Source organism: Ancylobacter pratisalsi (assembly GCF_010669125.1).
GTDB classification, from domain to species: Bacteria; Pseudomonadota; Alphaproteobacteria; order Rhizobiales; family Xanthobacteraceae; genus Ancylobacter; species Ancylobacter pratisalsi.
The window spans coordinates 1,633,060-1,654,922 of record NZ_CP048630.1 but is presented as its reverse complement, the minus strand read 5'-3'; the positions used below and the strand labels follow the sequence as shown (position 1 = coordinate 1,654,922).

Here is a 21,863-nt window from a genome sequence, read left to right as displayed (position 1 = left end):
TCGTTCTTGAATTACTTTTAACTTAGTCGCTAACTTGAACTATTCCGGTTCCGTCCCGCAGCGAAGAGTTTCCGGAGGAGGTCGCCCGCCCATGGCCAAGAGGCGCCTCGACACCCATTTGGCACTTGTCTTCGGTGTCACGGTCATGATCGCCCTTGCTGGTATCGTGTTCTTCGTGAACAACCGCGCGGCGGCGATTCTCGAGGGCGCGACCTCCACGCTTTTCGATCGCATGGCCGGCGAGAGCCGCTCGCACATCGACAAGAGCTTCAACAGCCTCGACATGCTGACGCAGCTCTTCGCGACCGATCCCGAGGTCGGCGTGCCGGGGGTGGAAGATCGCGGACCGCTTATCGAGCGGTTCCGCATCGTCATGGATCGGATGTCCTACACCTCGGCCATTTATGTCGGCTACGACAATGGCGACTTCCTGCTTCTGCGACACCTGACGTCCGACGTCGCCCGCCGCAACCTCGGCGCCGGCGAGGATGCCGCCTACATGTTGCAGAGCATCCGCAACGAACCGGACGGGGTTCGGGTCAAGTTCCTCTTCCTTGACGGCGCGTTGCGCAATGTTGGCACGCTCGACTGGCCCGACTTCAGCTTCGATCCTCGCCAGCGCGGCTGGTATCGCGCGGCGATGGAAGAGGGTGGCACGATCCTCACAGCGCCCTACCGCTTCTTCGCGACCTCGGAGACCGGCGTCACCATCGCGCACCGGCTGGCCAGCCAGCGCGGCGTGGTGGGCATTGATCTCAGCCTCGCGGACCTCTCGCGCGAACTGAAACGGATGAAGAGCACGCCGTCCTCAGAGATCCTCATCGCCGACCATGAGGGCAGGGTCATCGCGTCCAGCAGCCCGGCAGCAGCCGAGCCCTCCGCCGACCGCAGCTCGGCGCGTGCCTTTCGCGGCTCCAGCGAGGCGGTGCCCGCCGTGGTGCCGTTCATGCTCGCCGCCGTGCGGGCGCATCCCGATGGTCCGCAGGCGACGACCTTCAGCGAACAGGGACGCCGCTGGATGGTGCACATGGCGCCGCTCTCGAGCGGGCCATGGACCTTCAGCATGGCGGTGGCGATGCCCCATGACGAGGTGATGGCGAGCGTAAGGAGCCTGGTGGCGACGCTGGGCTGGATCAGCCTCGTGCTCTTCCTGTTCGTCGTGGTGGCGATACGGCTCACGGCGCGCGCGGTCAGCCGGCCGCTGGTGGCGATCGCCCGCGAGGCCGAGGCGATCCAGTCGTTCAACTTCAAGGACGTCTCCGACGATACCTATTCTTCGGTTGCCGAGATCGACATCCTCTCGCGGGCCATCCGCAACGCACGGCTGACCATTCAGCGCTTCATCGAGATCGGCCGCGCCCTCTCGGTCGAACGCGATCCCGACCGCCTGGTCCGGCGCCTGCTGGAGGAGACTATCAAGCTCACCCATTCCGAGGCGGGGGTGATCCTGCTCAGCGAGGATGGCGGCAAGACCTTCACCGGAGTCATCCGTCGCCCCGGCGAGTCGAGCGAGACCTTCTCCACCATCGGCCCGCTCAACGCGCAGTCGGACGGCTTCGGCGGTCGGCTGGTCAATGCGCTGACGCTCCGGACGGTGGTGCATCTTGAAGCCAAGGACGGCAGCACCGATCCCGTTCTCGCCAAACTGACCGAGGGCATCGCGCTGGGGGAGGGCGAGGTGTTTCGTGGTTCCGTCATTCCCCTGCTCGACCGGGGCGACGAGACCATAGGCGGGCTGGCCCTCCTCCACCGCACCGCGAGCGAGGCCGAGATCTCCGATGCCAGCCTTGATCTCGCCCGCGCGCTGTCGGGCAACGCGGCGGTGGCGATCGAGACCACGCTAGCGCTCAAGTCGAACAAGGCGCTGCTCGACGCGGTGATCCGCATGATCGCCCAGGCGATCGACGCCAAGTCGCCCTACACCAATGGCCATTGCCAGCGCGTGCCGGTGCTGACCCACGCGCTCGCGCGCGCCGCCTGCGACAGGCAGGAGGGGCCCTTCGCCGATTTCAACCTCTCGCCCGACGACTGGGAGGCGGTGGACGTGGCGAGCTGGCTGCATGATTGCGGCAAGCTCACCACCGCCGAATATGTGATCGACAAGGCGACCAAGCTCGAAACCATCACCAACCGCATTCACGAAATCCGCATGCGGTTCGAGCTTTTGAAATCGGAAGCCGCGACCGCCTACTGGAAGGGCGTGGCCGAGGGCGGCAATGAGGCGGCGCTGCGCGCGCAGCGCGACCAGACCTGGCGCGAGCTCGACGACGATTTCGCCTTCGTCGCCGAATGCAACCATGGCGGCGAGTTCATGGAGCCGGCCAAGGTGGAGCGGCTGGAGCGCATCGCCGCCCGGCGCTGGACCCGCACGCTGGACGACCGTCTGGGTATTTCCGAGGCCGAGGGCCAGCGGCGCGCCCGCGTGCCGGCGCCGACCCTGCCGGTCGCGGAACCCCTGCTGTCGGATGCCCCGCACCATATCGTCCCTCATTTCGCCAACCAGCTCGATGCCATGGAGAAGGAGCACGGCTTCGCGCTCAAGCGGCCGGAAAACCGGCTCAATCTCGGCGAGATCTACAATCTTTCGATCGCGCGCGGCACGCTGACGGCGGAGGAGCGCTATGAGATCAACCGCCACATCACCCGCACCATCGTGATGCTGGAAGCGCTGCCGCTGTCGGGCGCGCTCACGCGGGTGCCCGAATATGCCGGTGCCCATCACGAGCATATGGACGGGGCCGGATACCCCCGCGGCCTGCACCGCGAGGAGATGAGCGACGTGGCGCGGATGATGGCGGTCGCCGATGTGTTCGAGGCGCTGACCGCCGCCGACCGGCCGTACCGCAAGGCCAAGACGCTCAGCGAGGCGATCCGCATCATGGGCATGATGAAGCGCGACAATCACCTCGACCCGGACCTGCTCGACCTGTTTCTCACCTCCGGGCTGTGGCGTGACTATGCCCAGGCCTACATGGACCCGGCCCAGATCGACGAGCCGGACATCGATGCCGTGCTGGCGATACGCCCCGCGCCGCACGCCCCCCCCGCGCCGCCGGCCACGGCCTGAACGCGCGTCGAAGGGGCGTTGGCGGGGCGATCCCTGCCGGTTCCCACTGGCGGTGGGGGCCTGGCATGCTCTATTGCAGCCCGAACCCGTCCTACCCAGCAGCAGGTACCCTCGTGCCCGATCTTGAAAGCGTCGTCCGGGACATCGCCGAGGAAATGCGCGAGCGTTCCGACCGTGGCGACGTCGCCACCTATATTCCCGAGCTCGCCAGCGTCAGCCCGGCCGCCTTCGGCATCGCCGTCGCGGGGGCGGATGGCGAGATGGTCGCCGCCGGCGATTGCGACATGCCGTTCTCGATCCAGAGCATTTCGAAGGCCTTCACCCTCACCCTGGCCCTGGGCAAGGTGGGGGATCGGGTGTGGCGGCGTGTGGGCCGCGAGCCGTCCGGCAGCCCGTTCAACTCCATTGTCCAGCTTGAGGCCGAGCACGGCATTCCGCGCAACCCGTTCATCAATGCCGGGGCGATCGCGGTGACGGACATCATCCTGTCCGGCCATCAGCCGCGCGAGGCGCTGGGTGAGATTCTGCGTTTCATGCAGTTTCTTGCCGAGGACAATTCCATCTTCATCGACGAGGCGGTGGCCGCGTCGGAGCAGCGCACCGGCTTTCGCAACCGCGCGCTCGCCAACTACATGAAATCGTTCGACGTGCTGGAGAACCCGGTCGACTACACGCTGGGTGTCTATTTCCACCATTGCGCCATCGCCATGTCCTGCCGTCAGCTGGCGATGGCGGGGCGCTTCCTCGCTCACAACGGGCGAAACCCGGCCACCGGCCTGTCGGTGGTGTCGGCGGAGCGGGCGCGGCGCATCAACGCGGTGATGCTCACCTGCGGTCATTATGACGGGTCGGGAGAGTTTGCCTATCGCGTCGGTCTGCCCGGCAAGAGCGGGGTGGGCGGCGGCATTCTGGCCATCGCGCCGGGCAAGGCCTCGATCGCGGTGTGGTCGCCGGGGCTGGATGCCAGCGGCAATTCACATCTCGGGCGCATCGCGCTGGAGGCGCTGACGCAGCGAATGGGGTGGTCGGTGTTCGGCGTCTGAGCGGGGCGCCGCCCGGAGCGCGGGCCCAGAACGCAAAAGGGCCGGGCTTGCCACCCGACCCCTGCTGCGGGACCCGTCATGGAGCCGTCGCGCGACGCGCGGCTCTCGCTATTCAGCGCTTGGGAGAGCGCTCCTCGCGTACGGCTTCCTCGTGATACCAGCTGCCGCCAAAGGCGACGTCGGCGATACGAGGGGGCAATTCGGCGATCGGTCGGCCATCCACGCGCCGCGCGGCGAGACCGGCACGGCCACCGACCGGGAACGCGTAAATATTCGCGTTCTCGCGTTCATAGCTCGTGTTCATACCTCGGCACTCCTCTCGAGCCTGCGCGTTCCCGCGTCAGGCAATGGAAGCAATATAGCACACCCTGCATGGCGTTTGCGCAATATGCCTATTTTAGGATCACAATCCGTCTAGTTTTTGTGCACTGCCAGATATGGGGATCGTCCGCCATTCGTCAACGGTTGCGGGGGCCCTTTGGTTGCACCGCGTGTTGCAACGCCGCAGTGGCCGGCGGGTGTCATGGGGCTGTCAAATGCCACGGATCGCTGGCGAATCATCCCGCGTCGCCCGTGGTCAGCCCCTCATGCGGGCACAACCGAACGCGAGTGTCGCGCGATTGGATGGAATTCGTAGCGAATTTTGGCACGCTACGTGCTTGCATGTCTCACCAGCCGTTGGCGGTCGACCGTTTCTCGCACGGCCGGCAAAGCGACAGGGGTCCTCGGCGCCCGGTCATTAAGCTATGAGAGATACGCAATGACGAAGTACAAACTCGAGTATATTTGGCTCGACGGCTATACGCCGGTCCCCAATCTGCGCGGCAAGACGCAGATCAAGGAATTCGACAGCTTCCCCTCGCTCGAGGAACTCCCCCTTTGGGGCTTTGACGGTTCGTCCACCATGCAGGCCGAGGGCCGCAGCTCCGACTGCGTGCTGAAGCCGGTCGCGGTCTACCCCGACCCGGCCCGCAAGCATGGCGTGCTGGTGATGTGCGAAGTGATGCTGCCGGACGGCGTCACCCCGCACTCGACCAATGCGCGCGCCACCATCCTGGACGATGACGGGGCCTGGTTCGGCTTCGAGCAGGAATATTTCTTCTACAAGGACGGTCGTCCGCTCGGCTTCCCCGAGCACGGCTATCCCTCGCCGCAGGGCCCGTACTACACCGGCGTCGGCTTCAAGAATGTCGGCGACGTGGCCCGCGAGATCGTCGAGGAGCATCTCGAGCTCTGCCTCGAGTCCGGCATCAACCACGAAGGCATCAACGCGGAAGTCGCGAAGGGCCAGTGGGAATTCCAGATCTTCGGCAAGGGCTCCAAGAAGGCCGCCGACGAGGTGTGGATGGCCCGCTACCTGCTCCAGCGCCTGACCGAGAAGTACGGCATCGACATCGAGTACCACTGCAAGCCGCTCGGCGACACCGACTGGAACGGCTCGGGCATGCACTGCAACTTCTCGACCGCCTATCTGCGCGAAGTGGGCGGCAAGGAGTATTTCGAGGCGCTCATGGCGGCCTTCGAGAAGAACCTCGATGACCACATCTCCGTCTACGGCCCGGACAACCATCTGCGCCTGACCGGCAAGCACGAGACCGCGCCGTGGAACAAGTTCAGCTACGGTGTGGCTGATCGTGGCGCCTCGATCCGCGTCCCGCACTCGTTCATCAAGAACGACTACAAGGGCTATCTCGAGGATCGCCGCCCGAACTCCCAGGGCGACCCCTATGCCATCGCCTCGCAGGTCCTGAAGACCATTTCGGAAGTCCCGACCAAGGCGTCTGCCGCGGCCTGATCGGGGTGGCGGGATCTCCCGCCGCTCACCGCTCCTGAGACGACATTGTGCATGCCGTCTCCCTCAAGCCAGCCCCTTCACCGGGGCTGGCTTTTTGTTTTGTGGCGCGGTTCACAGATAGGGCGAGGCGAGCCAGATCGCGCGGTTGCGCAGCCGCTGCAGGAAGGAGAGCGACTTCAGCCTCGCAAGCGTCTCCGCGCTTCCCGAGCCGACCATGGCCTTGATGCGGGCCTCGACCTGCCGGGCGATGGCGGGATCGTAGAGTTCGAGGTCGAGCTCGAAGTTCAGCCGCAGGCTGCGGGGGTCGAGGTTGGACGAGCCGACATAGGCCCAGCAACCGTCCACGGCCATCAGCTTGGAATGGTCGAACATGCCCCTCGCCCGCCACACCCGGCACTCTCCCACCAGCACCTGGTCGAGCTGCGCGGTCATGGCGTGGTCCACCAGCTTCAGATTGTTGGCGGAGGGAATGACGACGTCGACCTCGACGCCGCGCCGCCCGGCAATGGTCAGTGCGCCGATCAATTGCTGGTCCGGCAGGAAATAGGGCGAACAGATGTGCACGCTGTTCTGCGCAATCGACAGCGCGCCCATGATCATGTTGTGGGCGTTGGCGAGGTTGTGGTCGGGACCTGAGGGCACCACCCGCACCGCCACCGGGCCGCGCGGCGGGCCGGCGGGGGCTTCCGCCCAGGCCGGGCCTTCCAGTTCCTCGCCGCAGGTGAACGCCCAGTCCTGACAGAACACGGTGAGCAGCTGCTCGACCGCCGGCCCCTCAAGGCGGAAATGGGTGTCGCGCGCAGGGTCGTCGGCGCCGAATTCGGAGGTGAACTGGGCGCGGATGTTCATGCCTCCGGTGAAGCCCAGATCGCCGTCGACGATCAGGATCTTGCGGTGGCTGCGCAGGTTCGCATAGGGCAGCCGCATCCCGATCAGGTTGCCCATGAACAGCTCGGTCGTCACCCCACCCTCGCGCAGCCGCCCCACGATGGAGGGGCGCGAATAGCGCGCGCCGATGGCGTCGATCAGCACCCGCACCGCGACGCCGCGCCGGTGCGCGGCGATCAGCGCATCGGCGACGGCGGTGCCGATCGGATCATTGTCGAAGATGTAGCTCGACAGCGCGACATGGCGTGTGGCCGCGTTGATCGCGGCGATCATCTGCGGGTAGGTCTCGTCGCCGCTGTCGAGCAGCTGCACGGCATTGCCCGTGGAAAGCGGAAACGTGCCGACATAATCGCCCAGCCGCTTCATGGCCGACAGGCTGGGGGACAGCGCGATGGCGACCGGCGGCTGTTCGTGCTTGCGGCGCCGGTGCTGGCTGGCGCGCCGGCGGCCGGCGCTGGTCTGCCGGATGCGGTTGATGCCCGCGACAAGGTAGAGCAGGGCTCCCAGGATCGGCGAGAGCATGATCACGCCGACCCAGCCGATCGCGGCGCGCACGTCGTCCTTGGTCATCGCGGCATGAATGGCCGCCGCCAGGCCGATGCCGGTACTGGCGATCAGAACGATGTGTGGCCAGTAATGCGAGAAAAAGCTGCTCATGTGACCGCCCGAGGCCGCTTGAGCACATCCCGCGCCGACACTGCAATGCCGTTACGTAAATACGCACAAGTCATTGAAACCAAAGCCCTCATCCCCCTGAACCGGCGAAAACGGCCGGTCCGAAGGTACACAAGGGTCTAGCCCCGATTTGGCTCAGCGTCATCCCCGCACCTCGCCGTCGAGGGGCAGGGGGAAGGCAAGACGGCCCCGGAACGTCCTTTCCGGGGCCGCAGGGTCGCGTCAGCTCGCCGCGCGCAGCGGCGCGGTGTCGGAATCCGCCGGCTCCAGCGGTTCCAGCGCGTTGGCGATGGCATCGTCCACCCGCTCCAGCCAGACGAACTCCAGCCGGTCGCGCGCGTCCTGAGGAATGTCCTCATAGTCGCGGCGGTTGCGGGCGGGCAGCATCACCCGTGTCAGGCCGGCGCGCGCGGCGGCGACCACCTTCTCCTTGATGCCGCCGACCGGCAGCACCAGCCCGCGCAGGGAGATCTCGCCGGTCATCGCCGTGTCCTTGCGCACGGTGCGGCCCGTGAGCAGCGAGACCAGGGCGGTGAACATGGCCACGCCCGCGCTCGGCCCGTCCTTCGGCGTGGCGCCGGCGGGCACATGGACGTGCACGTCGGTCTTGGCGAGCATCTCCGGGTCGATGCCGAGCTCGCTGGCGCGGCTCTTCACCAGGCTCATCGCCGCCTGCGCGCTCTCCTTCATCACGTCGCCCAGCTGTCCGGTGAGGATCAGCCCGCCCCGGCCCGGCAGCTTGGTCGCCTCGATGAAGAGGATGTCGCCGCCGACCGGTGTCCATGCCAGGCCTGTGGCGACGCCCGGCATGGTCACACGCAGCGCCACTTCGTCCTCGAACACCGGCGGTCCCAGCAGCTCGGGCAGCGCGTCGACGCTGATCCGGGCCTCGGCGACACTGCCCTCGGCAATGCCGACCGCGACATGGCGGATGGCCCGGCCGATCTCGCGTTCCAGACCGCGCACACCAGCCTCGCGCGTATAGGCGCGGATGATCGCCTGCAGCGCGCCGTCCTCGACCTCGACCTGTTCGGGGCCGACGCCATTGGCCTCGAGCTGGCGCCGCACCAGGTAGCGCTTGGCGATCTGGAGCTTCTCCGAGTCGGTGTAGCCCGACAGGGTGATGATCTCCATGCGGTCGCGCAGCGGACCGGGGATGGTGTCCAGCATGTTGGCGGTGGCGATGAACACCACGCGCGACAGGTCGAACGGCACGCCCAGATAATTGTCCCGGAACGTTCCGTTCTGCTCGGGATCGAGCACTTCCAGCATCGCTGCCGACGGGTCACCCTGAATGCCGGAACCCATCTTGTCGATCTCGTCCAGCATCATCACGCAGTCGCGGGTGCCCGCCTTGCGGATGCCCTGGATGATGTTGCCCGGCAGCGCACCGACATAGGTGCGCCGATGGCCGCGGATTTCCGCCTCGTCGTGCACGCCGCCCAGCGAGACGCGGATGAACTTGCGCCCCAGCGCCCGCGCGATCGACTGGCCGAGCGATGTCTTGCCGACGCCCGGAGGGCCGGCGAAGCACAGGATCGGGGCCTTGCCGTTCGGTGCCAGCTTGCGCACGGCGAGATATTCGATGATGCGCTGCTTGATCTTGGGCAGGCCGAAATGGTCCTCGTCCAGAATCCTGCGCGCCTCGGCGATATCGATCGGCGCCTCGTCGGGCAGCTTCCAGGGCAGGGCGATCAGCCAGTCGAGATAGGAGCGCACCATGCCGTATTCCGGCCCGGCATCGGACATGCGGCGCAGCCGGCCCAGCTCCTTGCGGGCCATCTGCTCCACATCGTCCGGCATGCCGGCCTCGAGGATCGCCTTTTCGAGGTCGGCGATCTCCTGGCTGTTGCCCTCATCCTCGCCGAGCTGCTTCTGGATCGCGGCCATCTGCTCGCGCAGCAGCACCTCGCGCTGGCGTTCATCCAGCGAGGCCTTGGTCTGGCGGCCGATTTCCTGCGACAGCCGCAGCACTTCGATGCGATGCGCCAGCACGCGCGAGACCTTGTTCATGCGCGCGACGACGTCGACCGTTTCCAGAAGCTCCTGCTTCTCGTCGGGCGAGATGTCCATATAGGCGCCGACGAGGTCGGCAAGGCCGGAGGGCGAATTGGCCCCGCGCACGGCCGCCATCAGCTCGGCCGGCACCTGCGGCAGCAGTTCCAGAACCTCGGCGGCCTGACCCTGCAGGTGCACGAAGCGCGCTTCGAGGTCGGACGAGCTTTCCCCGCTCTCCTCGATCCGGGTCACCCGCGCGGTGATGAACGGCTTCTCGCGGCTGAAGGCCTCGACGCGGAAACGCTGCTCGCCCTGGCACACCAGGTGATGGGTGCCATCCGGCGCGGTGACGTAGCGCAGGATGTTGGCGACCACGCCCATGCGATGCAGGTCCGGCGCGCCGGGCTCCTCGACGCTGGCGTCGCGCTGCATGAGAATGCCCACGGGCCGTCCCTCGCGCACCGCCTGCTGGGCGGCGGCGATGGACGCCGGGCGGCCGACCGCGACCGGCATGACGACGCCGGGAAACAGCACGAAGTTGCGCACCGGCAGGATGATCATCTGATCCGCCGGCACGGTGATGTTGGTGTCATTGGCGTCGGTAGCCGGCGCGGCGCCGGCATTGCCGCCATCCGCCATGCGCAGCGGCGCGAATGTCTCAAAATCGGGGTGTGTCATGGTTCCGTCCCCCTTCAAACCTTGCGCAGCGCGATGGCGAGGCAGCCATTCACGACGCGTGGATGTGCGACTTCATAACGACCGGGCGGCAGCGCGAGCTGGCGCTCGAAGCGGCCCTGCGGCAGCTCCATGCGGTGAATGGCGGCGCGGTGAAACTCGGCCGGCAGCACGCGATCGCCCGCAATGGTGAGCACGCCGTTCTGGATCGCCACCGTCATATGCTCGGGATCAACGCCCGGCAGCGCGGCAAGCACCAGAATTTCACGCTCGGTTTCCAGCACGTCGACCGGCGGCTCCCAGCAGGGGGCGCGGTGGCGTCGCGGGGCGGTGTCGGGCACGGCCGCCGGCCGGAACATCTGCCGTTGCATGCGTTCGGCGCGGTTCAGCATGTCGATGGCGTCCGACCACATAAACGCGCGGGGGTCCGTCTTTTTCATGAGAATCTCCTGGGCGGGCCCTGAGACCCACGGCGCAGATATAGTGTCGCAAATGTCACACGCCAGACCGCCACCGCCCTCCCGCCGTTCGAACGCGAAGGCGGCGGTCCGGCGGGCCATTATGCGCGTGCGGGCGATCCCGCTCAAAGCCCCGTGCACTCTTGTGCGGCCACGCAGCGTCCTCACGGCCCGCCGGCGGCACGCGGCCCGGCGATCGCGACAAAGCGTCCGCGGCGGCGCGGTTCGCCGACGCAGGGCCGCCATGCTCACAATGAGCCCACGCCGGGGTTGGCGGGGGCATTAATGAAATGTTACCCACTATGACAATAATCTGGGCCGATAAGGCCGCAGCCTTCCGGGACCCTGACGTTTCGGCAGGGGGGCTTGTTCGAACGTGACGAGTGCCGCTAGACTCGCGCTGCCTCGTCGCGAAAACTGTATTCGTGCCTGTCACGCCATTCTCGCAGAGACGTCTATGCGCCTCGTCGGAACGTTCCTTGTCGGCTCTTTCAGCTTCGTCGCGATGGCGATCGCGGCGGCGTGGCTGTCGAGCACGTCCCTGCCCACGCCGGCGGACGCAGCGCGCGTCGATCCGGAGTTGCGGCTCGCGCCGGCCGCGCCCGCGGTGACGGCGAAGGTCAAGGACGCGCCGGCCCTTCGGCCGGTCTACACGGTCACGGACATTCGCAATTTCTATTCCTCCGGCGAGCTGCCGCAGCCCGAGGGCTGGCTGTTCGATCCGGCCATCATCCCGACGCGTCCCGCGATCGTCGCCTCGGTCCCGGTGCCGCCGCCGGTCACGGAGCCGACGGTGGAGACCGTGAGCGCCGTGCCGCTGCCCATGGCCAAGCCCATGTTCGCTGGCCGGGTGATGCCGGGCGACGAGCCCGAGGACACGCTGACCCTGGCGCCGAGCCCGCCGAAAAAGGCCAAGGCGGTCGATCTGGCGATGCTGCCGCCGCCGCTGCCCGAGGACGAGGCTCCGGACGAACCGCCGGCGCCGCCCGCCGCGACCAAGCCCGAGGCCGAAAACGAGCTGCGTCTGCCCTCATCCGGCGACAGGTTCGCGGTCTATGATATCCGCGCCAGGAAGCTCTATCTGCCCAGCGGGCGGAAGCTGGAAGCGCATTCGGGCTATGGCGAGCGGTTCGACGATCCCCGCCATGTCTCGGTGAAGATGCTCGGCCCGACGCCGCCGAACCGCTACAAGCTGACCATGCGCGAGGCGCTGTTCCACGGCGTGGAAGCGGTGCGCATGACCCCCATCGGCGACGGCAAGATGTATGGGCGAAACGGCTTCCTCGTGCACAGCTACCTGCTGGGGCCGCGCGGGGATTCCAATGGCTGCATTTCGGTCGCCGACTACGATGCGTTCCTGGCCGCCTTCAAGAAGGGCGAGGTCAACGAGTTGATCGTGGTCGAGCAGATGCCGAAGGGAAGCCAGCCGCTCAACCCGCTGCTGTCCTGGCTGACCGGCAAGAAGAGCTGATCGAACGCGTTTCCCGGACCCACTCGCCGGGAGAGGGCCTGGCGGGCCCGCCATTTCCGCTGCGCGCGCCTCCCTCTGCTCGCCGGCCTCCGGAGGCTGCAGGTGCCGATGTCCACGCTTCACGCCGGCTACTTTTCGCAAGGCCTTGAGGCCGACCCCGAGCTGGAGCGCGCGATCGGCGGCGAGCTTGCCCGCCAGCGCCAGGGCATCGAGCTCATCGCCTCGGAAAACATCGTCTCGCGTCTGGTGCTGGAAGCGCAGGGCTCGGTTCTCACCAACAAGACCGTCGAGGGCCTGCCCTATGGCCGCTACTATGGCGGGGCGGAATTCGCCGACGCGATAGAGGCGCTGGCGGTGGAGCGGGTGACGCGGCTGTTCGGCTGTGCCTTCGCCAATGTGCAGCCCCATTCCGGCTCCAACGCCAATGCCGGCGTCTTCCTCGGCCTGCTGAAGCTGGGCGACACCATTCTGTCGATGGACACGGCGGCGGGCGGGCATATCAGCCACGGCCATCCGGCGACGCTGACCGGGCGCGACTACACCATCGTGCGCTACGGGGTGTGCCGGGAGAGCGAGACCATCGAGCTTGCCGCCCTGCGCGCCCTGGCTCTGGCGCATCGCCCGAGGCTCATCGTCGCCGGCGGTTCGGCCTATCCGGCCGCGCTCGACTTTGCCGGCATGCGCGCCATCGCCGATGAGGTCGGTGCGCTGTTCATGGTCGACATGGCCCATTTCGCCGGACTGGTGGCGACGGGGCTCTACCCCCATCCCTTTCCCCACGCCCATGTCGTGACCTCGACCTCCTACAAGTCGCTGCGCGGCGCGCGCGGCGGCTTCGTGCTGTGGAACGATCCCGCGCTTTCCGACCGCATCAATTACGGCATCTTCCCCGGCGTGCAGGGGTCGGTGATGATGCACGCCGTCGCCGCCAAGGCGGCCTGTTTCGGAGAGGCGCTGCGCCCGGAATTCGCCGCCTATAACCAGGCCGTGCTCGACAATGCGCGGATGCTGGCTATGAGCCTTTCCGCCGCGGGCCTGCGGCTGGTGGGCGGGGGCACGGATTGCGGCCTCATGCTGGTGGATCTGTCCACCATCGGCGTCACCGGCGACATCGCCGCCAAGGCGCTGGAAAAGGCCGGCCTTGCCGTCAACAAGAACCTCATCCCGTTCGATCCGCGCCCGCCCGAGGCGCCGTCGGGCCTGCGGCTGTCGAGCAATGCGGGCACGGCGCGCGGCTTCGGCACCGCCGAGTTCGCAACCATCGCCGGCTTCATCGCGGCGGTGGTGAAGGCCCCCGACGACGCGGCGTTGATCGCCGATGTCGCCCGGCAGGTCCGCGAACTCTGCGCGCGCTTTCCGATCTACTGACTCCGGCTCAGGCGAGGGACGGGGGGAGGGTCCTCATCGTCCGCAGCACGTCGATGAAATCGGCCGCGTTGGCGGAGGGCGTCTCGCCGCGCCGGGTGATGATGCCGAGCGGGCCGAGATCATGGGTCAGTTCGATGGGAAGCCGGGAGAAGGTGCCGCTCGTCACCCCTTCCACCAGGATCGACTTGGGCAGGCATGCGATCATGCCCGCCTCGCGCACCAGATGCAGCGTCGCGAAGATCGAGGTGGTCTCCACGCAATTGTCCAGCGAGCCGACGCCCTGCTCGGCGAAGGTGCGGTCGAGCAGCCGCCGCATCGGGCTGCCCTTGGGCTGCAGCACCCAGGCCAGCCGCGCGGTCTCCCCGAGCGTGATGGCCGGGCGCCGGGCGAGGGGATGGTCGGCGGCGGCGAAGATCCACAGTTCCTCCGACGCCAGCGGCTCGATGTGAAAGGCGAGCGCATCCTCGGGCTGGGTGAGCCGGCCCACCGCGAGCGCGATCTCGTCGCGGCTCAGCGCGGCAAGCAGGATGTCGCTGGTGGCGGCCAGCAGGCGGATCGTCATCAGCGGCCGCCGTTGCTTCAGCTCGGCAATGGCGCGCGGCAGCAGGCCCGGCGTCGTCGCCATGATGGCGCCGATGGAGAGCGCCCCGAAGCCGCCGGCTTTCAGATTGTCCATGCCGTCGGTGAAGCTCTCCGCCGCCCGCAGCATGCGCGCGGCATAATCCGCCGCGAAGCCACCGATTTCCGTCGGCACCATTCCGCGCGGGCGCCGCTCGAAAAGCGGCGCGCCCAGGATCAGTTCGGCATCCTTCAGGATCTTGGACGCCGCCGGCTGCGTCATGTGCATTTCCGCCGCCACCCGGTGCAGATTGCCGCCACGGGCGAGGGCGTCCACAAGGCGCAGGTGCTTGAAGCGCAACCGGCCGATGAGCGCACTCAGGAGAGGTGGGGCCATGACTGCTCCGATCGTCACCCGTTCCGATAATCAAATGGAATGAGATAAGTCCGAATTTTCATTATTCAGTTATCGCCTTTACCGCTACGGCTCAATCAACAAAAGTGCGCCGCGGTCAGAGCGCGTGTTCTGGGGAGGTCTGTTACATGAAACTCGTTCGTTACGGCGCCATCGGGCAGGAGCGCCCCGGCATTGTGGACGCCAGCGGTACGCTGCGCGACCTGTCTGCGCATGTGTCCGACATCGCCGGAGAGGCGCTGCTGCCTGAGGCACTAGCGAAGATCCGCGCCATCGATCCGGCCTCGCTTCCGGCGGTCGAGGGCAATCCCCGCATCGGCGCCTGCGTGGGGAAGGTTGGCAAGTTCGTCTGCGTCGGGCTGAACTACACCGACCACGCGGAAGAGGCCGGCATGCCGATCCCCGACGAGCCGGTGCTGTTCATGAAGCCCACCAGCTGCATCGTCGGTCCCTATGACAATGTCGAGATCCCCCGCACGTCGGTGAAGACCGATTGGGAGGTCGAGCTCGGCATCGTCATCGGCAAGACCGCCAAATACGTCTCTGTCGAAGACGCCTATGATCACGTGGCCGGCTATTGCGTCGTCAACGACGTGTCCGAGCGCGCCTTCCAGATCGAGCGCGGCGGCCAGTGGGACAAGGGCAAGGGCTGCGACACCTTCGGGCCGATGGGGCCCTGGCTGGTGACCACCGACGAGATCACCGATCCGCACGTGCTGGACATGTGGCTGGAGGTCGACGGCAAGCGCTACCAGACCGGCTCGACCCGCACGATGATCTTCAACGTGCCGACCATCGTCAGCTACATCAGCCAGTTCATGAGCCTGCAGCCGGGCGACGTCATCTCCACCGGCACGCCTCCGGGCGTCGGGCTGGGGCAGAAGCCGCCGGTCTATCTCAAGGCCGGCCAGACCATGCGCCTGGCCATTTCCGGCCTTGGCGAGCAGAGCCAGACCACCGTCCCGGCGGCGTAAGAGCGAGCAGCCTCCATGAACTCCATCGACCTCAAGGGCCGCGTCGCCATCATCACCGGCGGCGCGCGCGGCATCGGCTACGCCACGGCCGAGCGCATGCTCAAATCGGGCGCCGCGGTCGCACTGTGGGACATCGATGCCGCCCGGCTCGATGAGGCGAAGGCCGCGCTCTCCCCGCTCGGCACGGTGTCGACCCATGTCGTCGAGCTGACCGACGAGGCCTCCGTCACGGCAGCCACCGAGGCGGTTGCCGGCACGCATGGCAAGATCGACATCCTGGTCAACAATGCCGGCATCACCGGCGGCAACGCCAGGCTGTGGGAACTGGACACCGACACCTGGCGCCGGGTGGTCGACGTCAACCTCGTCGGCCCGTTCCTCACCTGCAAGGCGGTGGTTCCCGCCATGCTGAAGAACGGCTGGGGGCGCATCGTCAACGTCGCCTCGATCGCCGGCAAGGAAGGCAACCCCACCGCCTCGCACTACTCGGCCTCCAAGGCCGGGCTGATAGGCCTCACCAAGTCGCTGGGCAAGGAACTGGCGACCTCCAACATCCTCGTCAACGCCATCACCCCGGCGGCGGCGAAGACTGAGATCTTCGACCAGATGAAGCAGGAGCATATCGACTACATGCTCTCGAAGATCCCGATGAACCGCTTTCTCGCCGTCGACGAGGCCGCCGGCCTCATCGCCTGGCTCTCTTCCGAGGACTGCGCCTTCTCAACCGGCGCCGTCTTCGACATCTCCGGCGGCCGAGCCGTCTACTAAAGGCGCCGCGAAACTTCCGGCCCTTCAAAAAACCAAGAAGATCGCAGCGCCCGGACCTCGTTCGGGCGCAAGAGCGACGCATGTCCATCGAACAAGGAGGGCGCCCGAATGGTCGCGCAGACACCGACACTTCTTTCCACGATCGACAAGGTCACGAAGCGGCTGCTGCCGTTCCTGCTGCTGATGTATGTGCTGGCGTTCCTCGACCGCGCCAATGTCGGCTTCGCCAAGAAGGCGTTCCAGGCGGACACCGGCATTTCGGACGCCGCCTTCGCGCTGGGCGCCAGCATCTTCTTCCTCGGCTACGCCCTGTTCGAGGTACCCTCGAACCTCATCATGCACCGCGTCGGCGCCAAGATCTGGATGGCCCGCATCATGGTGACATGGGGTCTGATCTCGGCGGCGATGATGTTCGCCCATAACGAGATGACCTTCTACGCCCTGCGCGTCCTGCTCGGCGTCGCGGAAGCCGGCTTCTTCCCCGGCGTGATCTTGTACCTCACCTACTGGTTCCCCTCCTTCGCGCGCGGCCGGGCCATGGGTCTGTTCTATTTCGGCGCGCCGCTCGCCTTCATCTTCGGCTCGCCGCTGTCCGGCCTGCTGCTGGAGTTCCAGGGGCTGGGCGGCCTGCATGGCTGGCAGTGGATGTTCATGGTGGAAGGCCTCCTTGCCACCATCGTCGGCGTCTGGGCCTATTTCTACCTCGACAACAAGCCGGCCGATGCGACGTGGCTGTCGGCGTCCGAGAAGTCCGAGCTCGCCAAGGCGCTGAACGCCGAGGAAAGCTCCAAGCAGAGCCACGGCCCGCGCAGCACGCTGGCCGCGCTCGCCAGCGGACGGGTGCTCTATTTCGCGCTGATCTACTTCATCATCCAGATGAGCGTGTACGGGGTGGTGTTCTACCTGCCGACCCAGGTCGCGGGTCTGCTCGGCACCAATGTCGGCCTTGAAGTCGGCTTCGTGACAGCGATCCCGTGGATCTGCGCGCTGCTGGCCACCTATTACCTGCCGCGCTGGTCGGACCGCACCGGTGAGCGCCGCCTGTTCGCCGGCGGCATCCTGGTGGTCTGCGCCGCCGGCATCGCCGCCTCCGTGGCCTCGGCCTCGCCGCTGCTGTCGATGATCGCGCTGTGCTTCGCGGCCGCCGGCTTCATCTCGGTGCAGCCGATCTTCTGGACCCTGCCGACCGGCTATCTCGGCGGCGTCGCCGCGGCGGGCGGCATCGCGCTCATCAACTCGCTCGGCTCGCTCGGCGGCTTCGTGGCGCCGAACGTCAAGACCTGGGCGGAGCAGTCGTTCCAGTCCACCTCGGCGGGCCTGTACCTGCTGGCGGGCACGACGCTGATCGGCGCGCTGCTGGTGTTTGCCCTCGCCGCCATCGGTGTCGGCCGCGAGCGCCGCGAGGCGGTGGCCCCCGCCACCAACCGCTGAGTTCGAATTCCCGCGACCGTTCCCGAGCGGACGGTCGCGGGCCTGTTCTTCCGGGAGCTTCGACAATCATGACCATGCCGACGATCAAGGCCGTGCGTGCCTTCACCGTCCGCGGCGGCGGCGCGGACTATCACGACCAGGGTTCGGGCCACTGGATCGACGACCACATCGGCACGCCGATGGGCAAGTATCCCGAATACCGCCAGAGCCGGCAGAGCTTCGGCATCAACGTGCTCGGCACGCTGGTGGTCGAGATCGAGGCCGATGACGGCACGGTGGGCTTCGCCGTCACCACGGCGGGCGAGATCGGCGCCTTCATCGTCGAGAAGCACCTCGCCCGCTTCCTCATCGGGCGCAAGGTCACCGAGATCGAGAAGATCTGGGACCAGATGTATTTCGCCACCCAGTATTACGGCCGCAAGGGCGTGGTGCTGAACACCATTTCCGGCGTCGACCTGGCGCTGTGGGACCTGCTCGCCAAGGTGCGCAAGGAGCCGGTCCACGCGCTGCTCGGCGGGCCCGTGCGCGACGAACTGCAGTTCTACGCCACCGGCGCGCGGCCCGACCTTGCCAAGCAGATGGGCTTCATCGGCGGCAAGCTGCCGCTTCACCACGTTCCCGCCGAGGGCGAGGAGGGGCTCGCCAAGAACATCGAGCTGCTCGCCACCATGCGCGAGCGCACCGGCGACGACTTCTGGCTGATGTATGACTGCTGGATGAGCCTCGACGTCAACTACGCCACCCGGCTCGCCCACAAGGCCCATGAGTACGGGCTGAAGTGGATCGAGGAGTGCCTCTCCCCCGACGACTACTGGGGCTATGCCGAGCTGAAGAAGAACGTGCCGAAGGGCATGCTGGTCACCACCGGCGAGCATGAGGCCACCCGCTGGGGCTTCCGCATGCTGCTGGAGATGGACTGCTGCGACATCATACAGCCCGATGTCGGCTGGTGCGGCGGCGTGACCGAGCTGATCAAGATCTCGGCGCTGGCGGACGCCCATTCCAAGCTGGTCGTGCCCCATGGCTCCTCGGTCTACAGCTACCACTTCGTCATCACCCGGCAGAACTCGCCCTTCGCCGAGTTCCTGATGATGCACCCGGTGCCCGACCAGGTGGTGCCGATGTTCACCCCGCTCCTGCTCGACGAGCCGGTGCCGGTGAACGGGCGGATGAAGGCCAGCGCGCTCGACAGGCCGGGCTTCGGCGTGCGCCTCAATCCGGATGTGCCGTTGCACCGTCCTTATGCAATGAGCTGAACGTTTCGCCACGGCGGCGAAACGCGGGAGTTCAATAATACCTATCGGCCGTGGCCCCCCGGCTGCGGCCGATCATCCTATTTGCTGGTCTGCCAGCACATTTCCGGGGTTTCCCTCGGGAATGTGGTCGATTGAGCGGTCAACTGGCGCAATTCTTGTTTTCATCGGGGCCGTGCCGGAGTGATTCGGCCGCGGGCTTTCGTTGAACCGACGGGAAATGCGATGCCGGACCGCCACCTTGATGACGCGCATCACCACGACCACGGGCACGACCATCACCACGACCCCGCGCCTTCCGCCGAGGCGATGCTGACCTCGCTTGGCGAGGTCGATATCGGGGTGCGGGTGAAGGCGCTGGAGGAGCTGCTGGCGCGCAAGGGGCTTATCGACCCGACGGCGCTCGACGCCGTGGTCGATTTCTACGAGACCAAGGTCGGGCCGCGCAACGGCGCCCGTGTCGTCGCCCGTGCCTGGGTGGACCCCGCCTACAAGCAGCGCCTCCTGTCCGACGCCACCGCCGCCATCGCCGAGCTTCGCTATACCGGCGCCCAGGGCGAGCACATGGTCGTGGCCGAGAACACCGAGGCGGTGCACAACATCGTCGTCTGCACCCTGTGTTCCTGCTACCCGTGGCCGGTGCTCGGCCTCCCGCCGGTCTGGTACAAGAGCATGCCCTACCGCTCGCGCGTCGTGCGCGATCCGCGCGGGGTGCTGGAGGAGTTCGGCACCCATCTTCCCGAGACCACCGAGATCCGTGTCTGGGACAGCAATTCCGAGATCCGCTACATGGTCCTGCCGCGCCGTCCGGCCGGCACCGAGGGCATGGATGAGGAGGCGCTCGCCGCGCTGGTCACCCGCGACTCCATGATCGGCGTGCGCGAGGCGCTCGCGCCGGGTGACGTGGCGGGAGAAGCGGCATGAACTCGGTTCACGACTGCGGCGGCGCCGACGGCTTCGGGCGCATCATTCCCGAGGGCTATGACGGCACCGAGCCGGTGTTCAAGAGCCAGTGGGAGCGGCGCATGTGCGCGGTGTTCATGGCCACCATCATCGGCGGGCTGTTCACCGACGAGGATTTCCGGCAGGCCCGTGAGCGGCTCGAACCCTCGCGCTACCTCACCCGCTCCTATTACGAGCAGTGGTGGTTCGCGGTCGCCCGGCTCATGGTCGAGAAGGGCGTGATGAGCCCGGCGGAATACGAGGCCGAGGTCGGCCGCGTGGGCGCGGCCGCCACCATGTCCGGGGGCGTGCCCACATGAGGCCGGGACCCGAGCAGATCATCGCGATGCTGGAGGCCGGGGCCTCGACGCGGGTCGATCCGCCCCCGCACGCGCCGGCCTTCGCGGTCGGCCAGGCGGTGGTGACGCGCAACATGCACCCGCGCACCCATACCCGCCTGCCGCGCTATTGCCGCGGCAAGCGGGGCGAGATCGTGCAGGTGCATGGCATGCATGCCTATCCCGACCGCCGCGCGCTCGGCGACGAGAGCACGCCGGAATATTGCTACTCCGTGCGCTTCACCATGCGCGAGCTGTGGGGCGAAGACGCGCCGGCGCGGGACAGCCTGCTGATCGACCTGTGGGACAGCTATCTGCAGCCCGCCGACGGGGGGGAGGTCTGATGTCCGCGCTGCCCGATTGCGAAGCCCCGCAGGTGTTCGCCGCGCCGTGGGAAGCACAGATCTTCGCCATGGTGGTGGAACTGCACAAGAGCGGCCTGTTCGAATGGCGCGACTTCGCCGATCGCCTCAGCCGCGAGATCCACGCCCATCCCGACGAGCCCTACTATCATTGCTGGACCCGCGCCGCGCTCGATCTGCTGACCGAGACCGGGCTTGTGGACGAGGCGGAGCTGCTGGCCCAGTCGCTCGCGGTCATCAGCTACCGGGCGCAGGACCATCACCACACCGCGCGCACCGAGCCGATCGCCGTGGTGCCGGGGCGCGTTCCCGCCGTGTGAGCATCGCCCGCCGGGGACGGAGCGATCAGCTTTTTGGCATCTGCTTTTTCAGCGTCGCCGATTGCGCATCGGGCAGGAACTCCGCCCCGCGCCGGCCGAGGAATTCGGCCAGCGCGGCGGCCGGCGGGGTGAGCCGCTTGGCCGTGCGCTTGACCACGAACCATTGCCGGACCACCGGCAGTCCCTCGATGTCCAGAATGGCCAGCCGCCCATCATCGACCTCGGCGGCGATGGTGTGGGCCGAGATGAAGGCAAGTCCCAGCCCCGCCATCACCGCCTGCTTGATGGTCTCGTTCGAGCCGATCTCCATGGCGATGCGCGGCTCGATGCCCGATTCCTGGAAAAACTTCTCCATCAGCCCGCGCGTGCCCGAACCGGGTTCCCGGCTCAGGAAGCTCGCATTGGCCAGCACGCTCGCCGGTACGCGGCGCCCGATCAGCGGGTGGTCCACCGGCGCGATCATCAGGTGCGGATGGTTGCCGATCAGCGTCTTGTCGACCTCGATATCGACCGGCGGGCGACCCATGATGGCGACGTCGATGGCGTCGCTGCGCAGGGCCGCGATCATTTCCTCGCGGTTGCCGACCACGAGCGAGACATCGATGCCCGGATGCTGCCGGGCGAAGGCGCCGAGCGCGGCGGGCGCGAAATACTTCGCCGTCGACACCAGCCCGACATCGACCCGTCCCGCGCGCAGCCCGCGCATGGCATCCAGCGCGGCGCCGCAATCGGCCATCGCCTGCTCGATCCGCGCCACCGCCGCCAGCACCTCGCGGCCCGCGGCGCTGGGCTGAAAGCGGTCACCGGCCCGATCGAGCAGCGGCAGGCCGAGATGTTCCTCAAGCTGCTGCACCTGCATCGTCACCGCCGGCGGCGTGACGTTCAGCTTCCGCGCGGCGGCAGTGACCGTTCCGGTTTCGACGATGGCGGCGACCGCCCGAAGCTGCTTGAGCGTGGCATTACGCATGCGGCATTACATTTCAGATAAATTGAATTTCTAGAAAAGATTATTCGAATTTCCTTATTCGATCAACTCAGGCAGATTGAGCACAACAAGAGGCGTC

General features: G+C 67.0%; 19 protein-coding genes. 13 read left to right on the top strand and 6 right to left on the bottom strand.

Annotated features, from left to right (window positions below):
* Window positions 1-91: 91 nt before the first annotated feature.
* Together G3A50_RS07880 and G3A50_RS07875 are read left to right on the top strand one after the other, a co-directional pair.
* Complete coding sequence (locus G3A50_RS07880; RefSeq protein ID WP_163074724.1) at window positions 92-3,067, top strand: HD domain-containing phosphohydrolase; 2,976 nt, start codon at window positions 92-94, stop codon at window positions 3,065-3,067.
* A 113-nt stretch (window positions 3,068-3,180) separates the two neighbouring features.
* Entirely contained in the window at window positions 3,181-4,110 is a 930-nt protein-coding gene (locus G3A50_RS07875; protein WP_163077430.1) for a glutaminase, read from the top strand.
* Window positions 4,111-4,222: 112 nt separating this feature from the next.
* Here G3A50_RS07875 and G3A50_RS07870 read toward each other — a convergent pair whose 3' ends face one another.
* The gene (locus tag G3A50_RS07870; protein WP_163074723.1) at window positions 4,223-4,414 is read right to left on the bottom strand and encodes a DUF2735 domain-containing protein; all 192 of its coding nucleotides are present in this window, start codon (window positions 4,412-4,414) and stop codon (window positions 4,223-4,225) included.
* A 456-nt stretch (window positions 4,415-4,870) separates the two neighbouring features.
* Between G3A50_RS07870 and G3A50_RS07865 the strand changes: the two genes are divergently transcribed.
* Complete coding sequence (locus G3A50_RS07865; protein WP_163074722.1) at window positions 4,871-5,905, top strand: glutamine synthetase beta-grasp domain-containing protein; 1,035 nt, start codon at window positions 4,871-4,873, stop codon at window positions 5,903-5,905.
* Between the two features lie 111 nt (window positions 5,906-6,016).
* Here the strand turns inward: G3A50_RS07865 and G3A50_RS07860 are convergent, their stop codons facing one another.
* The 3 genes from G3A50_RS07860 to G3A50_RS07850 form a co-directional block, all read right to left on the bottom strand.
* Window positions 6,017-7,450, bottom strand: coding sequence for a phospholipase D-like domain-containing protein (locus tag G3A50_RS07860; RefSeq protein ID WP_163074721.1), 1,434 nt, complete (start codon window positions 7,448-7,450; stop codon window positions 6,017-6,019).
* A gap of 240 nt (window positions 7,451-7,690) precedes the next feature.
* Window positions 7,691-10,144 (bottom strand): endopeptidase La, encoded by a 2,454-nt coding sequence (gene lon / locus G3A50_RS07855; protein ID WP_163074720.1) that lies wholly within the window; start codon window positions 10,142-10,144, stop codon window positions 7,691-7,693.
* A 14-nt stretch (window positions 10,145-10,158) separates the two neighbouring features.
* Window positions 10,159-10,581 (bottom strand): Hsp20/alpha crystallin family protein, encoded by a 423-nt coding sequence (locus tag G3A50_RS07850; protein WP_163074719.1) that lies wholly within the window; start codon window positions 10,579-10,581, stop codon window positions 10,159-10,161.
* A gap of 475 nt (window positions 10,582-11,056) precedes the next feature.
* On the opposite strand from G3A50_RS07850, the gene G3A50_RS07845 reads away from it, so the two are divergent.
* Together G3A50_RS07845 and G3A50_RS07840 are read left to right on the top strand one after the other, a co-directional pair.
* Entirely contained in the window at window positions 11,057-12,070 is a 1,014-nt protein-coding gene (locus tag G3A50_RS07845; RefSeq protein ID WP_163074718.1) for a DUF2778 domain-containing protein, read from the top strand.
* Between the two features lie 108 nt (window positions 12,071-12,178).
* A complete protein-coding gene (locus G3A50_RS07840; protein WP_163074717.1) occupies window positions 12,179-13,438 on the top strand; it encodes a serine hydroxymethyltransferase in 1,260 nt (419 codons plus the stop codon).
* A 7-nt stretch (window positions 13,439-13,445) separates the two neighbouring features.
* Here G3A50_RS07840 and G3A50_RS07835 read toward each other — a convergent pair whose 3' ends face one another.
* Window positions 13,446-14,393 carry a LysR family transcriptional regulator gene (locus tag G3A50_RS07835; protein WP_163074716.1) on the bottom strand — a complete coding sequence of 316 codons (948 nt, stop codon included), beginning with the start codon at window positions 14,391-14,393 and terminating at the stop codon, window positions 13,446-13,448.
* A 146-nt stretch (window positions 14,394-14,539) separates the two neighbouring features.
* Here G3A50_RS07835 and G3A50_RS07830 point away from each other — a divergent pair, with 146 nt between their 5' ends.
* The 8 genes from G3A50_RS07830 (at window position 14,540) to G3A50_RS07795 (ending at window position 20,799) form a co-directional block, all read left to right on the top strand.
* A complete protein-coding gene (locus G3A50_RS07830) occupies window positions 14,540-15,385 on the top strand; it encodes a fumarylacetoacetate hydrolase family protein (protein WP_163074715.1) in 846 nt (281 codons plus the stop codon).
* Window positions 15,386-15,400: 15 nt separating this feature from the next.
* A complete protein-coding gene (locus G3A50_RS07825; RefSeq protein ID WP_163074714.1) occupies window positions 15,401-16,153 on the top strand; it encodes an SDR family NAD(P)-dependent oxidoreductase in 753 nt (250 codons plus the stop codon).
* Between the two features lie 108 nt (window positions 16,154-16,261).
* Window positions 16,262-17,584: an MFS transporter gene (locus G3A50_RS07820; RefSeq protein WP_163074713.1), complete on the top strand. Its 1,323-nt coding sequence runs from the start codon at window positions 16,262-16,264 to the stop codon at window positions 17,582-17,584.
* Window positions 17,585-17,652: 68 nt separating this feature from the next.
* On the top strand, window positions 17,653-18,840 hold the full coding sequence (gene rhmD / locus G3A50_RS07815) for an L-rhamnonate dehydratase (protein ID WP_163074712.1): 1,188 nt from the start codon (window positions 17,653-17,655) through the stop codon (window positions 18,838-18,840).
* Between the two features lie 222 nt (window positions 18,841-19,062).
* Window positions 19,063-19,761 (top strand): nitrile hydratase subunit alpha, encoded by a 699-nt coding sequence (gene nthA, locus G3A50_RS07810; protein WP_170308632.1) that lies wholly within the window; start codon window positions 19,063-19,065, stop codon window positions 19,759-19,761.
* The gene (locus G3A50_RS22820) at window positions 19,758-20,099 is read left to right on the top strand and encodes an SH3-like domain-containing protein (protein WP_163074711.1); all 342 of its coding nucleotides are present in this window, start codon (window positions 19,758-19,760) and stop codon (window positions 20,097-20,099) included. The genes nthA and G3A50_RS22820 overlap by 4 nt, the downstream gene beginning before the upstream one ends.
* The gene (locus G3A50_RS22815) at window positions 20,096-20,461 is read left to right on the top strand and encodes an SH3-like domain-containing protein (RefSeq protein ID WP_163074710.1); all 366 of its coding nucleotides are present in this window, start codon (window positions 20,096-20,098) and stop codon (window positions 20,459-20,461) included. Before G3A50_RS22820 ends, G3A50_RS22815 begins: the two co-directional genes overlap by 4 nt.
* A complete protein-coding gene (locus tag G3A50_RS07795; protein WP_163074709.1) occupies window positions 20,461-20,799 on the top strand; it encodes a nitrile hydratase accessory protein in 339 nt (112 codons plus the stop codon). Before G3A50_RS22815 ends, G3A50_RS07795 begins: the two co-directional genes overlap by 1 nt.
* A gap of 25 nt (window positions 20,800-20,824) precedes the next feature.
* Here the strand turns inward: G3A50_RS07795 and G3A50_RS07790 are convergent, their stop codons facing one another.
* Window positions 20,825-21,766, bottom strand: coding sequence for a LysR family transcriptional regulator (locus G3A50_RS07790; protein ID WP_163074708.1), 942 nt, complete (start codon window positions 21,764-21,766; stop codon window positions 20,825-20,827).
* Between the last annotated feature and the right edge of the window lie 97 nt (window positions 21,767-21,863).